14 protein-coding genes are annotated in these 15,491 nt (G+C 71.3%); 6 read left to right on the plus strand and 8 right to left on the minus strand.

What is annotated here, in order from left to right:
- Positions 1 to 60 precede the first annotated feature (60 nt).
- On the minus strand, positions 61 to 942 hold the full coding sequence (locus AB0D14_RS16420; RefSeq protein ID WP_362779198.1) for a hypothetical protein: 882 nt from the start codon (positions 940 to 942) through the stop codon (positions 61 to 63).
- A gap of 136 nt (positions 943 to 1,078) precedes the next feature.
- Positions 1,079 to 1,573 carry a DUF1203 domain-containing protein gene (locus tag AB0D14_RS16425; RefSeq protein ID WP_362779200.1) on the minus strand — a complete coding sequence of 165 codons (495 nt, stop codon included), beginning with the start codon at positions 1,571 to 1,573 and terminating at the stop codon, positions 1,079 to 1,081.
- Positions 1,574 to 1,684: 111 nt separating this feature from the next.
- Here AB0D14_RS16425 and pepN point away from each other — a divergent pair, with 111 nt between their 5' ends.
- Positions 1,685 to 4,288 carry an aminopeptidase N gene (gene pepN, locus AB0D14_RS16430; RefSeq protein ID WP_362779202.1) on the plus strand — a complete coding sequence of 868 codons (2,604 nt, stop codon included), beginning with the start codon at positions 1,685 to 1,687 and terminating at the stop codon, positions 4,286 to 4,288.
- Between the two features lie 173 nt (positions 4,289 to 4,461).
- Here the strand turns inward: pepN and AB0D14_RS16435 are convergent, their stop codons facing one another.
- A complete protein-coding gene (locus tag AB0D14_RS16435; protein WP_362779204.1) occupies positions 4,462 to 6,015 on the minus strand; it encodes an FAD-dependent monooxygenase in 1,554 nt (517 codons plus the stop codon).
- Between the two features lie 210 nt (positions 6,016 to 6,225).
- On the opposite strand from AB0D14_RS16435, the gene AB0D14_RS16440 reads away from it, so the two are divergent.
- The gene (locus tag AB0D14_RS16440; RefSeq protein WP_362779207.1) at positions 6,226 to 6,828 is read left to right on the plus strand and encodes a TetR family transcriptional regulator; all 603 of its coding nucleotides are present in this window, start codon (positions 6,226 to 6,228) and stop codon (positions 6,826 to 6,828) included.
- Between the two features lie 149 nt (positions 6,829 to 6,977).
- Here the strand turns inward: AB0D14_RS16440 and AB0D14_RS16445 are convergent, their stop codons facing one another.
- From AB0D14_RS16445 to AB0D14_RS16455, 3 genes are read right to left on the minus strand one after another with little or no spacing between them, the layout of a single operon-like run.
- A complete protein-coding gene (locus tag AB0D14_RS16445; RefSeq protein WP_362779208.1) occupies positions 6,978 to 7,274 on the minus strand; it encodes a hypothetical protein in 297 nt (98 codons plus the stop codon).
- A gap of 58 nt (positions 7,275 to 7,332) precedes the next feature.
- Complete coding sequence (gene malQ / locus AB0D14_RS16450; RefSeq protein ID WP_362779209.1) at positions 7,333 to 9,648, minus strand: 4-alpha-glucanotransferase; 2,316 nt, start codon at positions 9,646 to 9,648, stop codon at positions 7,333 to 7,335.
- Positions 9,648 to 9,905 (minus strand): hypothetical protein, encoded by a 258-nt coding sequence (locus AB0D14_RS16455; protein WP_362779210.1) that lies wholly within the window; start codon positions 9,903 to 9,905, stop codon positions 9,648 to 9,650. The genes malQ and AB0D14_RS16455 overlap by 1 nt, the downstream gene beginning before the upstream one ends.
- 224 nt (positions 9,906 to 10,129) lie before the next feature.
- Here AB0D14_RS16455 and AB0D14_RS16460 point away from each other — a divergent pair, with 224 nt between their 5' ends.
- The 3 genes from AB0D14_RS16460 to AB0D14_RS16470 are packed head-to-tail and all read left to right on the plus strand — an operon-like array spanning position 10,130 to position 12,749.
- The gene (locus AB0D14_RS16460; protein ID WP_362779213.1) at positions 10,130 to 10,690 is read left to right on the plus strand and encodes a PadR family transcriptional regulator; all 561 of its coding nucleotides are present in this window, start codon (positions 10,130 to 10,132) and stop codon (positions 10,688 to 10,690) included.
- Positions 10,687 to 11,397, plus strand: coding sequence for an ABC transporter ATP-binding protein (locus AB0D14_RS16465; RefSeq protein WP_362779215.1), 711 nt, complete (start codon positions 10,687 to 10,689; stop codon positions 11,395 to 11,397). The genes AB0D14_RS16460 and AB0D14_RS16465 overlap by 4 nt, the downstream gene beginning before the upstream one ends.
- Positions 11,394 to 12,749, plus strand: a complete 1,356-nt coding sequence (locus AB0D14_RS16470) for an FtsX-like permease family protein (RefSeq protein ID WP_362779217.1) — start codon at positions 11,394 to 11,396, stop codon at positions 12,747 to 12,749. The genes AB0D14_RS16465 and AB0D14_RS16470 overlap by 4 nt, the downstream gene beginning before the upstream one ends.
- A gap of 85 nt (positions 12,750 to 12,834) precedes the next feature.
- On the opposite strand, the gene AB0D14_RS16475 is transcribed toward AB0D14_RS16470, so the two are convergent.
- Positions 12,835 to 13,371, minus strand: a complete 537-nt coding sequence (locus tag AB0D14_RS16475) for an HNH endonuclease (protein WP_362779220.1) — start codon at positions 13,369 to 13,371, stop codon at positions 12,835 to 12,837.
- A gap of 285 nt (positions 13,372 to 13,656) precedes the next feature.
- Between AB0D14_RS16475 and AB0D14_RS16480 the strand changes: the two genes are divergently transcribed.
- The gene (locus AB0D14_RS16480) at positions 13,657 to 14,739 is read left to right on the plus strand and encodes a mechanosensitive ion channel family protein (protein ID WP_362779221.1); all 1,083 of its coding nucleotides are present in this window, start codon (positions 13,657 to 13,659) and stop codon (positions 14,737 to 14,739) included.
- A 316-nt stretch (positions 14,740 to 15,055) separates the two neighbouring features.
- Here the strand turns inward: AB0D14_RS16480 and AB0D14_RS16485 are convergent, their stop codons facing one another.
- Complete coding sequence (locus AB0D14_RS16485) at positions 15,056 to 15,490, minus strand: VOC family protein (protein ID WP_362779224.1); 435 nt, start codon at positions 15,488 to 15,490, stop codon at positions 15,056 to 15,058.
- Position 15,491 lies beyond the last annotated feature (1 nt).

The raw sequence follows: 15,491 nt of genomic DNA on the forward strand, positions 1-15,491 counted from the left end.
TGAGCGCGCAGTTCCCCGCGCCCCTAGCGGGGTCCTGCTCCCTGCGTCACTGCGGGGCGGTCAGGCCGTGTCCTGGGACTTCGAGGCGTCTGCGAGCTTCTTGGTGACGTCCACCGTGTCCGCGGCGGCCGGCGCCTCGACGTCGGCTTCGGTACCGAAGTCACTGAACTTGAGCGTGGTGGTGCTGGTGACCTTCTGGTCCTTCTGCCCCGCCCCCGACTGGGGGCGCAGGGTGAGCCGGATGGTCTCCTGCCGGAGTCGGCCCTCGTCGTCGAGCCACAGTTCGAGCGGCAGCGTCGAGGTGCCCAGCTGCTTCCGCAGCTGCTCGGCCTTGGCCTGGTCGCCCTTGGCCAGATCCTTCACGTCGACCTTGACGCGGTAGTGCGTGGTGCGCGCCCCGTCGATCGTCTCCGTCCCGACCTTGGTGACGTCGCCGTCGGTCACGCCCTTGGTGTACGCGAAGGACTCGGCCGGGTCGTTGACCTGTCCGCCCGTACCGCCCGAGCCCTTCAGCCGGGCCGGGTCGATCTTCATCCAGGTCTTGTTTTTGGGCAGATCGAGCTGGGCGCGCTGCTCGGCCGGCGCCTTCTGGTAGACGACGCCGTCGAGGACACGCTGCTGTATCTCCTGGCCCTGGGAGGTCAGCGTCATGCTGCTGGCGCCGTCCTCCAGGTCCATCACGCCGGTGCCACGTACCGTCACCGACTTGCCGGCCGCGGCCGCTTCGCTGGCGAGGGTCATCTTCGCGGTGTCCGCCGCGGTCGTCTTCTGGTGGGCGGCCCGCACCACCTGGGCCTCGGAGGCCCCCTTCTGTGACGCGGACGTACCCTTCGCTCCGTCCTTCGATTTCCCGTCCGACGTGTCGTCCCCGTCGGAGCAGGCTGCCATCCCCGCGGTGAGCACCAGCACGGTGGCAACTCCTAGGACGCGCTTTCCCGTCATAGGGATATTCCTCCTCAACTCGGTTCATAGCCGGGCTACTTGACTCGAACCGGGTTCCCCGTCCTTTACGTGCCACTCCTCCCTGCCCACGCCCTCGCCCTCGCCCATGCCCGGGTCCGGCGTGGGCCTCGGCACGTCAGGGGCGGCGTACCTCGTAGAGGAAGCAGCCGTACTCGACGGCCCTGACGTGCACCAGGGCCACCTCGGAGTCGGCGAAGGCCTCCGCGAAGGCCGCGTCCAGCGCCTCGTCGGCCGACTCCGGGATCTCCAGGAAACGTCCGCCGAGGATGTGGCCGTCGGCGGAGTAACTGCGGATGGTGCGCAGGGCGCCGGGCCGGGCGAAGGGGTATCCGGCGAGGTCCGGGCCCGGGCACTCCTCGGTGTGGATGAAAACCGGCCCCTGCTCCTCGTACGCGCCGGGCCGCGCACCGGTTTCCGCGGCCCAGCGGCGAAGGGGCGCGTAGGAGACGAGGGCCATGCGCTCGCCCGGTTCGCTGCGCCTCAGGCAGCAGCGGAGCGGTTCCCTGCTCTCCGTGTTCACGACGGGGCCGCAGGGACGCCCCGCGTCGTCGGTCTCGCGGAGTTCCTTCAGCGCCTGGGGCTCGATGGGTTGCGCGTGATAGCTGGTCATGGCTCCAGGGTGGCTCCGCGACGCCCCGGACACCGGCGGGAAACGGACATCGCACTCCCGCAGCCGCCGTGGAAGGATGACGCAACTTACACCAAGCGAGGAGATGACCGCGTGCCTGGCACAAACCTGACCCGCGAAGAGGCGCAGCAGCGGGCGAAGCTGCTCACCGTTGACTCGTACGAGATCGATCTCGACCTCTCCGGCGCGGCGGAGGGCGGCACCTACCGGTCCGTGACCACGGTGCGGTTCGACGCGGCCGAGACCGGCGTGGGGTCGTTCATCGACCTGGTGGCCCCGGCCGTCCACGAGGTCGTCCTCAACGGTGACTCCCTCGATCCCGCCGAGGTCTTCAAGGACTCACGGATCGCGCTCGCGGGCATCCTGGAGGGTCGCAACATCCTGCGGGTCGTGGCCGACTGCGCGTACACGAACACCGGTGAGGGGCTGCACCGGTTCGTCGACCCGGTCGACCAGCAGGCCTACCTCTACACCCAGTTCGAGGTGCCGGACGCCCGCCGGGTCTTCGCGAGCTTCGAGCAGCCCGACCTGAAGGCCGCCTTCCAGTTCACCGTGAAGGCGCCCACCGGCTGGACCGTGATCTCCAACTCGCCGACGCCGGAGCCCAAGGACGACATCTGGGAGTTCGAGCCGACGCCGCGCATCTCCACGTACATCACGGCGCTGATCGTCGGCCCGTACCACTCGGTGCACAGCGTGTTCGAGAAGGACGGGCAGAGTGTGCCGCTCGGCATCTACTGCCGGCCCTCGCTCGCCGAGTTCCTCGACTCGGACGCGATCTTCGCGGTCACCCGGCAGGGCTTCGAGTGGTTCCAGGAGAAGTTCGACTACGCGTACCCGTTCAAGAAGTACGACCAGCTGTTCGTGCCCGAGTTCAACGCGGGTGCGATGGAGAACGCGGGCGCGGTGACCATCCGCGACCAGTACGTCTTCCGGTCGAAGGTGACGGACGCCGCGTACGAGGTGCGGGCGGAGACCATCCTGCACGAGCTGGCCCACATGTGGTTCGGCGACCTCGTGACGATGGAGTGGTGGAACGACCTGTGGCTCAATGAGTCCTTCGCGACCTACACCTCCATCGCCTGCCAGGCGTACGCCCCGGGCTCCCGCTGGCCGCACTCCTGGACCACCTTCGCGAACTCCATGAAGACGTGGGCGTACCGGCAGGACCAGCTGCCCTCCACCCACCCGATCATGGCCGAGATCAACGACCTCGACGACGTGCTCGTCAACTTCGACGGCATCACGTACGCCAAGGGCGCCAGCGTCCTCAAGCAGCTCGTGGCGTACGTCGGCATGGACGAGTTCTTCCGGGGCGTGCAGGCGTACTTCAAGGCGCACGCGTACGGGAACACGCAACTGTCCGACCTGCTCGGCGCGCTGGAGGAGACCAGCGGGCGCGATCTGAGCACCTGGTCGCAGAAGTGGCTGCAGACGGCGGGCATCAACATCCTGCGCCCGGAGATCGAGACGGACGGAGACGGGATCATCACCTCCTTCGCGATCCGCCAGGAGGCCCCGGCCCTGCCCGCCGGCGCGAAGGGCGAGCCGACCCTGCGCCCGCACCGCATCGCGGTCGGCCTCTACGACCTGGACGCTGCCGAGGCCGGCAGCGGCAAGCTGGTGCGCGGCGAGCGCGTGGAGCTGGACGTGGACGGCGAGCTGACCGCCGTGCCCGAGCTGGTGGGCAAGCCCCGCGCGGCCGTGATCCTGCTCAACGACGACGACCTCTCGTACGCGAAGGTCCGCCTCGACGAGCAGTCCCTCGCCTTCGTCACCGAGCACCTCGGCGACTTCGAGGCCTCCCTGCCGCGCGCCCTGTGCTGGGCCTCCGCCTGGGACATGACCCGCGACGCCGAGCTGGCCACCCGCGACTACCTCTCGCTCGTCCTCTCCGGCATCGGCAAGGAGTCGGACATCGGCGTCGTGCAGTCGCTGCACCGGCAGGTGAAGATGGCCGTCGAGCTGTACGCCGACCCGAACGCCCGCGAGGCGCTGCTGACCCGCTGGACGGACGCCACGCTGGCCCACCTGCGGTCCTCCGCGGCCGGCAGCGACCACCAGCTGGCCTGGGCACGCTCCTTCTCGGCGACGGCCCGTACGCCCGAGCAGCTGGACCTCCTGGAGGGCCTGCTCGACGGCCGGGAGACCATCGAGGGCCTGGCCGTCGACACCGAGCTGCGCTGGTCGTTCGTGCAGCGGCTCGCGGCGGTGGGGCGTTTCGACGACGCCGAGATCGCGGGCGAGTGCGAGCGGGACAAGACCTCCGCCGGTGAGCGCCACGCGGCGACCGCCCGGGCCGCCCGCCCGACCGAGGAGGCGAAGGCGGAGGCCTGGGCGTCGGTCGTCGAGTCCGACAAGCTGCCGAACTCCCTCCAGGAAGCCGTGATCGGCGGCTTCGTGCAGACCGGCCAGCGCGAACTGCTCGCCCCGTACACGGACAAGTACTTCGCGGCGGTCAAGGACGTCTGGAACTCGCGTTCGCACGAAATGGCCCAGCAGATCGCGGTCGGCCTCTACCCGTCGGTCCAGGTCGATGCGGAGACCCTGGCGAAGACGGACGAGTGGCTGGCCTCGGCCGAACCGAGCCCGGCGCTGCGGCGGCTGATCTCGGAGTCCCGCTCCGGCGTCGAGCGCGCACTGAAGGCCCAGGCCGCGGACGCGGCGGCGTCAGCGGCTTCGCCTACCGGAGAGTAGGCCGCGCCGACCCACAGGTGAGTGGCACGCGGAAGGGGCGCCCGGTGTTTCGCCGGGCGCCCCCTCTACGCGTGCCGCGCGGGCGGGCACGTGTCGTTCGTGGGTCGCGCGGGCCCGGTGGGGGCTTGTCGCGCCCACGCGGCGGAGCCGCACATCGACACGGCCCAGCGCCCCTATAGAGCGGACCGGCCGACGGCCTCGGTCAGTGCCGTCTCCGTCTCCTCCGGGGTCGGCGACTCCGCCGCCCAGGCCGCGTACCCGTCCGGCCGGACGAGCAGGCTCGTACGGCGCTCGCTCGCCCACGTCACCACGCTCACGCGGTCTTTGAGAACCTCGGTTCCGGCGGCCGTGCCGGCCGGGGCCACCAGGACGAACCTGCCGTCCCGCAGGGCCTCGTACAGGCGGCCGTCCCGCAGGGCCACGTCCGGGACGCGCCTGCCGACCAGCGGATGGGCACCGCGCGGGGCAGGGTACGCGAATCCGATGCCGGTGATCTGGCCGACCATGCGGGTGCGGGCCGGGCGGGCGTGGTCGAGGAACGTGGTGAGCAGGGCGCGGGCCGCCAGCGTCCAGGGGCGCTTGGCCATCGCGAGCCGCACGATTCCGCCGCTGCTGCGCAGGACGGACCTGCCGACGGGGTGACGCTCGGACTGGTAAGTGTCCAACAGACCGGCCGGGGCGTACCCGTTGAGCGTCGCCGCCAGCTTCCAGCCCAGGTTCGCGGCGTCCTGGAGGCCGGTGTTCATGCCCTGCCCGCCGGCGGGGGTGTGCACGTGCGCGGCGTCCCCGGCGAGGAACACGCGGCCCACCCGGTACTCCGGAGCCTGCCGCTCGTCACTGTGGAAGCGGGACATCCAACGGGCGTCGTGCATACCGAAGTCACGGCCGAGTGCGAGCCGGGTGATCTCCTTGACCTCGTCGAGGGCGAGGGGTTCGTCGTCGGCCACGTTGCGGCCCCGGTGCCAGCCGATCACCCGGTAGTAGCCGTCCCCGAACGGCGCGAGGAACGCGAACGCGTCCCCGACCGCGTTCACGGTCAGCAGCGTCTCGGGCTTCTCGGCGAGCCTGACGTCGGCGAGGACGACGGAACGGATCACCGACTGCCCGGGGAAGGACAGCCCCACCGACTCCCGTACGGCGCTGCGCATCCCGTCCGTCCCGACGACGTACGCGGCCCGCAGCTCCTTCGCCTCTCCGTCGGCCCCGCGGCCCCCGCGGGCCCTGAGGGTCACGCCGTCCGCGTCCTGCGCGAGACCCGTCACCTCGGTCTCGTACACGAACCGCACCCCCGCCTCCACCGCGCGCCGCTCCAGCGCCCTCTCCACCTCGTACTGCGGCAGCACGAGCAGGTGGTTGAAGCGGGAGGGGAGGGTGGTGAGGTCGACGGTCAGCCGGGCGAAGAGGCGCAGCCGGTCGAGGGTCTGCCCCTTGGCCTCCAGCTCGTCGGCGAGCCCTCGGGCGTCGAGCTGCTCCAGCGTGCGGGCGTGCAGGACGAAGGCGCGGGAGAGGTTGCTGATCCCGTGCGGGCGCTTCTCGACGAGGGTGACGGGGACGCCGGCGGTCGCGAGGTCGCCGGCCAACAGCAGCCCGGTGGGGCCCGCACCGACGACGATGACGCTGCGGGACGCGGTGCCGGGGGCAGTGGTGGCGGCGTCAGTGGCAGGGCCGGTGCCGGCGTCGGTGGCAGCGTCGGTGCCGGTGGTGGCGGTACGGATCTTGCCGTGCATGGCGGCCTCCTGGTGCCGGTGGGTTCCGGTCGGGGGCGTTGGCCAACAACGGGTTGCCGACATTCACTGGCCACCATGCGTGGGCAAACGCTTGTAGGCCAACACTCGCAGGCAAACGACTGTAGGCAAACGTTCGTTGACCAACGCCCGTAGGCCACCATAGAGTGACCCCCGTGGACCGTCAACACTTGTTGGCCTACGCTTGTTGGCGTGACCCACACCGACTCGCTTCCGGAGCCTCCTCAGCCGCTCCGCCGCTCCGACGCCACCCGCGCCACCATCCTGACCGCCGCACGCGAGCGCTTCGCCGCCGACGGCTACGAGCGCGCGACCATCCGCGCCATCGCCCGGGACGCGAAGATCGACCCGTCGATGGTGATGCGCTACTACGGCAACAAGGAGGGGCTGTTCGCCGCGGCCATCGACATCGATCTGCGGCTGCCCGTGCCGGAGAAGGTCCCGAAGGACGACGTCGGCCGGATCTTCGTCGAGCACTTCCTGACTCTGTGGGAGAAGAACGAGGTGCTGACGGCGTTGCTGCGGGTCGGAGTCACCAACGCCACCGGGGCCGAGCGCATGCAGGGCCTCTTCAAGGAGCAGTTGCTGCCGCTCGCGCTGCGCCTGTGCCCCGATCCCGAGCAGGCCCCGGCCCGCGCGGCGCTCGTCGCGTCACAGATGCTGGGCATGGCGCTGACCCGGTTCGTCCTGCGCTTCCCGCCCGCCGTGGACCTGCACCACGAGGAGATCGTGGCCTGGCTGGCGCCGACGATCCAGCGCTATGTGACCGCCCCGCACCCGGGCCCGCTCGACTGAGAGACGGACTCCGAGGCCGGACAAAGGTCTGATGGAGGCCGCTCGAAGCAGTCGAGGGCGCCGTCGTCGCCCCCGTACGGCATCAGTTGCGTACGTGCGCGAGGACGGCGCCCTCGAAAGGAAACTCGTAACCCCGGCGGGGACCGGGATCAGGAAGCGTGTACCTGGTCCTTGCCCTGCATCTTGCCCTGGCCCTTGCCTCCCGGCTTGCGCCTCGGCTGCCGGTCCGTGGAGCCGTCGAGCACCCAGACCAGGCCGGCGATCAGCAGGAACAACCCGATCGGCGCCACGACATAGAGCCCCAGCGTCTCGACGACGCTCAGGCCCGGGCCCGGGTCGTCGCCGTCGTCGGGCGTCACCGCGAGCGCGGGGGACGACATCATCAGCATCATCAGCGTCGTACCGGCAGCCAGGGCGCCGGCGCGCAGGGCGTTCTTGGTGTCCACGGTGCCAACGTAGCGAACTCCTGTCGCGCCCGCGCGCCCGGGGTCCCGTACGAGCCCCCTACAGGACCGGTCCGCGCCCGCCGGCCGTGCGGGTACGGCCCTCGCGCACGACCTCGATGAGGGCGTGCAGCCGGGGTGAGGCGGCGAGTTCCTCCAACGTGACGGGGCGCCCCTCCGCGTCGGCGACGGGCAGGCGCCAGTTCGGGTACTGGTCCCAGGTGCCCGGCAGGTTCTGCGGGCGGCGGTCGCCGACGGCGTCCGGGAGCCAGACCCCGACGAGGCGGGCGGGCGTACGCAGCAGGAAGCGGTGCACGGCCTGGATCTCGGCTTCCTCCGACTGCTCCGAGACACCGCCGGCCGCTCCTTGGAGCAGTCCGAGCCGGGCCAGCAGCGCGAGCCACTCCCCCACGTCAGCGGCCGACTCGGCCCGCTCCTCCCCCACCGGGCGGGTCAACAGGCCCAGCCGGTCGCGGAGTTCGACGTGGTCGCCGGTGAGCCGGGACGCGGTGGGCGGCAGGTCGTGGGTGGTGGCGGTGGCCAGACAGTCGGCACGCCAGCTCTCGGGGGGCAACGGCAGCCCCGTGCCGTCCCAGTCGCGCTCGAACCAGAGGACGGAGGTGCCGAGCACCCCGTGCTCCTGGAGGGTCTCCCGCACGCCCGGCTCGACGGTGCCGAGATCCTCGCCGATCACCACGGCCCCGGCGCGGGAGGCCTCCAGGGCGAGGACCGCGAGCATGGCCTCGGCGTCGTAACGGACGTACGTGCCCTCGGTGGCGGGGCGGTTCAGCGGAATCCACCAGAGGCGGAAGAGCCCCATGACGTGGTCGATACGGAGGGCGCCCGCGTACCGGAAGAGGGCGCGCAGGAGGCGGCGGTACGGGGCGTAGCCGGACTCGGCGAGGCGGTCGGGGCGCCAGGGCGGCAGCCCCCAGCCCTGGCCCTGGACACTGAACGCGTCCGGGGGCGCGCCGACCGACATGCCGGCCGCGAAGTACTCCTGCTGCGCCCAGGCGTCGGCGCCGCCCGGGTGGACTCCCACGGCGAGGTCGTGCACGAGCCCCACCGCCATGCCGGCGTCCCGGGCGCCGCGCTGGGCGGCGGCGAGCTGGGCGTCCGTCAGCCAGGCGAGCCGGCTGTGGAAGTCGACGCGGTCCATCAACTCGGTGCGGGCGCGGGCGGTTTCGGCCGAGCGGGGGTCGCGCAGGCCCGGCGGCCACCGTGTCCAGTCGGAGCCGTACACCTCCGCGAGCGCGCACCAGGTGGCGTGGTCCTCCAGGGCCTCGCCCTCCTCGGCGAGGAAGTCGCAGTAGGCGGCCCGGCGGCCGGGCCCGAGCGGCACGTCCCGCACCAGTTCCAGGGCCTCGCGCTTCAGCTCCCACACGGCGTCGCGGTCGATCAACGCGCCCTTGTCGAGCACTGATTCGCGTTGCCGGGCTGCTCGTTCCAGGAGCGCACGGACGCGGCCGCGCTCGCCCTCGTCGACGTACGCGAACTCGGGAATGTCCTCGACACGCAGGTACACGGGGTCGGGGTAGCGGCGCGAGGAGGGGCGGTAAGGGGACGGGTCGGTGGGTGCGCCGGGCACGGCCGCGTGCATCGGGTTGACCTGTACGAATCCGGCCCCGAGCGCGCGTCCCGCCCAGGCCGTCAGTTCGGCGAGGTCGCCGAGGTCGCCCATGCCCCAGGAGCGCCGCGAGAGCAGCGAGTAAACCTGTACGAGCAGCCCGTAGGTACGCCCGGGGGGCGCGGGCAGCCTCGTCGGGGCGACGACGAGATGGGCCCGCGCGCTGCGTCCGTCCGGGGCGGTGGCCTCCAGCTCGTGCACCCCGGGCGGAAGCCGCTCCACGGAGGCCCGGGTCTCTCCCTGCTCGGTCCGGACGCGCAGGCGTGTCCCGGCGGGCAGCGCGGCGAGGGCTGAGGCGAGCGAGGAGTCGCCGGGCCTTCCGCCCTCCGGGCCGGCGGGGCCCGGACCGCCTTCCGCAGCCGCACCACCACCGCCGGAGGCGGCTCCCGGCCCACGATCGGCGGAGGCGGCTGCGGATGCGGATGCGGATGCCGAATCACCGCGGTCGGCGAACCCGGCGCCGGCATCAGTACCACTGCCGGTATCGATGTCAATACCACTGCCGGTGCTAGTGGCGGTACTGGTGCTGGTGCCGGTCCAGCACACCAGCGTCGGTGGCAGCAGGCGCTCCCGGAGTTCCGTCTCGCGCGCGGCGAGGGAGCCGCGGACGGCGTCCGGGGTTCCCGCGGCGACTCCCAGCGCGGCCAGCGCGGCGACGACCGCCGCGTCCGAGGCCGCGACCGTACGGCCGGGGGACGGGCTGTAGGACGTGGCGACGCCGTACAGCGCGGCGAGCCGGGAGAGCGGCATCAGACTCCCGACGGGTCCAGGTCGGCGGCGGCGCCCGTGGAGGTCGGCTCGCTCGTCAGGGGTGCGGCGTCGGCGAGAGGAGGTTCACTGGTGAGGGGTGCGGCATCGGGCAGCGGCGGCTCACTGGTGAGCGGCGCCTCGGCGCACGAGCCCTCGGCGCTGAAGATGCAGTAGAGCGGGTGGGAATCGGGGTCGGCGGGCACGTCCGCCGGACGTTTGGAAAGGGCCGAGAGCAGAAGCTGAGCCGATGCGGCCACAATGGCCTCCTTAGTAGTCGTGCGGGCGGGTCAGGCCAGCCCTACCCAACGGGCGGGCCCGCAGACGTAACAGCCCGGACAACGTGTCCCTGATCACATTCTTTCCCCGACGGACGCCCATAACCATCGCCAAGGGTGCACACACAAACACTATCCATGACTTTTCCGGCAGCCTCCATGGTAACTATTCACTCGCTACATATACTGAGTGCATAATGGCCGGCATGAGCACCCGCCACATCCTGTTGGGGCTGCTCGCCAGAGGTCCGAGCCATGGCTACGACCTCAAGCGACGGCACGACGAGCGCTTCCCGCAGGCCCGCCCACTGGCGTACGGCCAGGTCTATACGACCTTGCAGCGGCTGGTCCGCGACGGACTCGCCGAGGTCGACAGGACCGACTCGGACGGCGGCCCGGAACGGACGCTGTACCGGTCCACCGCCGAGGGAGCGAGGGAACTCGTCGGCTGGACGGGCGAGATCACCCCGCCCGCGCCCTTCGTGACGAACGAGATCTTCGCCAAGGTCGTCTGCGCGATCCTCGCCTCGGCCGACCCGGCCGGCCCGGCCTCCGCAGCCGACGCGGCCGGCTATCTGAGTGCCCAGCGCACGGCGCACATGACCCGGATGAGGGAACTCACGGCGGTCAAGACCACGCCGGGCGCCGACCTCTCGACAGTCCTCTCGGCCGACTACGCCCTCAACCACCTCGACGCCGATCTGCGCTGGATGACCACCACCGCGGCCCGGCTCACCACTCTGACCGCGGAGGTCGATCCAGCATGAGCAGTACGCACAAGGCCGTACCGATCCTGGCGGCGCGGGGACTCTCCAAAGCGCACGGCAGGGCCCGGGCCCTGAGCGGCGCCTGTGTGGAGCTGCAAGCGGGAGAGATCCTCGCCGTCACCGGCGCGAGCGGCAGCGGCAAATCCACGCTGCTGCACTGCCTGGCCGGGATCGTCCGGCCCGACGAGGGCTCGGTCGTCTACGCCGAGCAACGCCTGGACCAGCTGCCGGAGGGACGGCTGAGCGAGCTGCGGCGTACTGAGTTCGGCGTGGTGTTCCAGTTCGGGCAACTGATTCCCGAGCTGACGGCGCTCGACAACGTGGCGCTGCCGCTGCTGCTCGCGGGAGCCTCCCGCAAGGACTCCCATGAGCGGGCGGGTGAGTGGCTGGAGCGGTTCGGCGTACGCGGCCAGGAGGCGCTGCGGCCCGGAGAGATGAGCGGCGGCCAGGCCCAACGGGTCTCGCTGGCACGGGCGCTGGTGACCGGCCCGAAGGTCGTCTTCGCCGACGAGCCCACCGGCGCGCTCGACTCCCTCGCGAGCGAGCAGGTGATGACGGCGCTGGTGCACACGGCCCGGGAGACCGGCGCGGCCGTGCTCCTGATCACGCACGACGCGCAGGTGGCGGCGTACGCGGACCGCGAGGTGTGGCTGCGCGACGGGACCGTCGCCGAGGACGTGGCGGCGGCCCTGAAGGTGACCCGATGACCGGGAACCTCAACCTGGCGTGGCTGCTGACGCGCGGCTCGGACCGGCGGGAGTGGTGGCGGGTGCTGCTGACGGCGGTGGGAGCCGCCCTGGCCACCGGCCTCGGGCTCGCGGCGGTCGCGATCGCCTCGGTACGAGGGCAGGCGCACACCCCGTACTTCCACGGACTCCTGAACCAGCCGGGACAGCGCGCCGGAGTGGTGGCGACGCTGCTGCTCCTGTGGGTGCCGGTGCTCGGCTTCCTCGGCCAGTGCGCCCGTATCGGCGCCGTGCACCGCGACCGCAGGATGGCCGGGCTGCGTCTCGCCGGGGCGACGTCGAGGCAGGTTCGGCACATCGCGGCCCTGGAGTCCGGCCTCGCCTGCCTGCTGGGGGCGGCGGTCGCCGCGGTGTTCTCCGCGCTTCTCCTGCTGAACACGGTGCAGCAGGGGCTTCCACTCCCGGCCTGGGCCGGCTTCGTCCTGGTGACGCTCGCCGTGCCGCTCCTCGCCGTGCTGGTGAGTGTGGTCGCGCTGCGCCGGGTCGTGGCCTCGCCGCTCGGCTGGGTGCGCCGGGTGCGGCCGGGCCACGGCAGGGTCGCCGTCCTCGCCCTTGTGGTGCCGGCGGTGCTGGTGGGCCCGGCCGCCCTGCTGATCACCATGCGGAGCACCGGACCGGAGACCGGCGCGCTCCCCCTGCTGGTGTTCTCCACAGTGGCCCTGACCGGTGCGGGCGCGGTGGCGGTCGCCGGAATCACCGCACGGGCCACCGGCGGGCGGCTCGCCGCGCGGACCGGGAACCCCGCGATCCTGCTCGCCGCCGAACGGCTCCGGGCCGACCCGTGGGCCACCGCGCGCACGCACGCCGCCGTCCTCCTGGTGGCCGTGGTGGGCGTGGGCTTCATGGGCGTACGCCAGATGTTCCTTGACTCCGTGCACCACCCGCGGGAGAGCCGGCCGTACAGCCCCGAGGACGTGGCGTTCTACACCACCGGCGTCAACCTGGCGGGCGCCGCCGTCCTGGTGGCGCTGCTGATCAGCCTGGCCGGCCTTGCGGTGGGCACCGCCGAGTCGCTCGCCACCCGGCGCCGGGGCCTCGCCGCGCAGGCCGCGGCGGGCGTACCGCTGAAGGTGCTCGGCCGGGCGCTGCTGCTGGAGACCGCGCTGCCGCTGGCCCCGGCGATGCTGCTCGCGGCCTTCGGCGGCACGGCGGTGTACGTCGCGTACGGAACGGTCGTGGAGGCCGCGGCGATCCCCCTGCTGGTGCCGCTGCTCGTGCCCGTTGCCGGGTACGCGGCCTGTCTGCTCGCCGCCGCGACCTCACTCCCGCTGCTGCGACGCTCGGCCGCTCCGGCGGAGCTGCGCTTCGCCTAGCCGCACCAGTGCCGCTGAAAGGCCGCTGGAATGCCGCAGGACTGCGGCACCAGCGCCACCGGGGGCAAGACGAAGGCCCGGGTCGTCAGGCGGAAATGCCGTCGATCCGGGCCATCGCGTCCTCCGCGCCGTACGGCTGCAAGTAGGGCATCCAGCGCGGATCCCTGTGCCCGGTCCCGATGATGCGCCACGCGAGCCCCGACGGCGGGGCGGGTTTGTGGCGCAGGCGCCAGCCGATCTCGACCAGGTGTCGGTCGGCCTTGGTGTGGTTGCAGCGGCGGCAGGACGCCACCACGTTGTCCCAGACGTGCTGACCCCCGCGGCTGCGCGGGATGACGTGGTCGACGCTGGTTGCGACGCCACCGCAGTACATGCACCGGCCGCCGTCCCGGGCGAACAGCGCCCGGCGGGTCAGCGGAACGGGCCCCCGGTAAGGGACCCGCACGAACCTTTTCAGCCGGACCACGCTGGGCGCGGCGACAGTGACGGTCGCGCTGTGCATGAAGGCGCCGGATTCCTCAAGACTGACAGCCTTGTTCTCGAGGACGAGGACGAGCGCACGGCGGAGCGGTACGACGCCGAGGGGCTCGTACGACGCGTTGAGGACCAGGACATGCGGCACGGATGGCCTCCTTGTACGCCGGCGGCGCGTGGCTCGCGCCGGGACGATCTGTAGTCAGTCTCCCCTCATGCCTGGTGGAAGCGCCACCATGTCCCCGTAACGGGCTGGGAGTGTTTTCGACCACACCTTGTTCGTCACCTTGTTCATCCCCAGGTGAGCACAGTCTCTCCCTCGAACATTGCAACGATCCGCACACGGTGCCCCGTTAGTGTGGTGTTTCCGCCCAACGGCACTCCATCCGATATCCCTGCCCCGGGCGGACCGCTACGCCTGGAGGTACCTGCCGTGTTCTTGTCCGTCCTGTCGGCCGCCGATCCCACCGAGGAACCGACGTCGCCGACGCTCCAGGACGCCCAGGAAGGCGCGAACAACGCCGCGAGCTGGGTCGAACAGAACTGGTCCACATGGCTCAGCATCGGACTGCGGGTGCTGCTCATCATGGTCATAGCCGTGGCGCTCAGAGTGGCCATCCGGCGGACCATCACGAAGTTCATCGACCGCATGAACCGAACGGCCCAGGCGGTCGACGGCACGGCACTCGGCGGCCTCCTGGTCAACGTCGAACGCCGCCGCCAGCGCTCCCAGGCCATCGGCTCGGTGCTCCGTTCGGTCGCGTCCTTCACGATCATGAGCACAGCGGCGCTGATGATCCTCGGCACGTTCCAGATCAACCTGGCGCCACTGCTGGCCTCCGCCGGTGTGGCGGGTGTGGCGATCGGTTTCGGCGCCCGCAACCTGGTGACCGACTTCCTCTCCGGCGTCTTCATGATCCTGGAGGACCAGTACGGCGTGGGCGACACGGTCGACGCGGGCGTGGCCTCCGGCGAGGTCATCGAGGTGGGCCTGAGGGTCACCAAGCTCCGGGGCGACAACGGCGAGATCTGGTACGTCCGCAACGGCGAGGTCAAGCGCATCGGCAACCTCTCCCAGGGCTGGGCCACGGCGGGCGTCGACGTCACGGTCCGCTCCGACGAGGACCTCGACCGCGTCCGTGCGGTGCTGGCCGAGGTCGGCGAGGCGATGAGCAAGGCCGAGCCCTGGAACGAGCGTCTGTGGGGCCCGATAGAGGTCCTCGGCCTCGACAGCGTGATCCTGGACTCGATGGTCGTCCGCGTCTCCGCCAAGACGATGCCGGGCAAGGCCCTCACGGTGGAACGCGAACTGCGCTGGCGCATCAAGCAGGCCTTCGACCGGGCGGACATCCGCATCGTGGGCGGCCTCCCGGCCCAGCCGGACAACGAACCGGCCCCCGACCCGACAGCAGGCATGGCGGCCCCGTCGGCCTACTCCAACACAGGGTCCGCCCAGTCACAGGCAGCGTCCCCACTGGCACCGCCGGCGGTCGTACCGTCAAATGCGACGAAGTAGCGGCGAGACCTTTCTCATACGTGCGGGCGTGCGGGCGTGCGGGGCGGCATCCGGAGCAATCCGGGCGCCGTCCCGCTGCCATCCATCCCACTTCCCACTGCCGCTTCACGCACTCATCTGCGGCCCGGCGACCGCCGTAACGGTTCGACACACTCGTTCGTTCGACACACTCGTTCGAGTGAAGGCGGTCGGCCCGCGCGCAGCGCCCAGCGTCAGTCAGCCACCGGCAGCCTCGCGGTGGACCGCGCGCACGATGTCCCCGGCTTCCTGGACGGCGCGGTCACGCACGGACGGATCAGGGCTGCTGATCGGCCCCTCAGTCGACACAGAACTCGTTGCCCTCGATGTCCTGCATCGGGATGCACGACTCGTTGACGCCATCGGCAAACAGTGTTTGCACGTGTACCGCGCCGAGCGCGACCAGTCGTGCGCACTCGGCCTCAAGTACGGCCAGGCGCTCTTCACCCACGAGTCCGGTGCCGACCCGCACGTCGAGATGCAGCCGGTTCTTGGCAGCTTTCCCTTCGGGGACGCGCTGAAAGTACAGTCGCGGGCCGACACCTGAGGGATCACTGCAGGCGAACCATGAATCCCGCTCCTCAGGTGGCTGCGAGCGCTTGAAGTCGTCCCACGTGTCAAACCCCTCCGGCGGCGGCGGGACGACGTACCCCAACACCTCGCACCAGAAACGAGCGACGCGCTCGGGCTCCGCGCAGTCGAAGGTGACTTGGAACTTCCTGATCGACGTCATC

Source organism: Streptomyces sp. NPDC048484 (assembly GCF_040651415.1).
GTDB lineage: Bacteria > Actinomycetota > Actinomycetes > Streptomycetales > Streptomycetaceae > Streptomyces.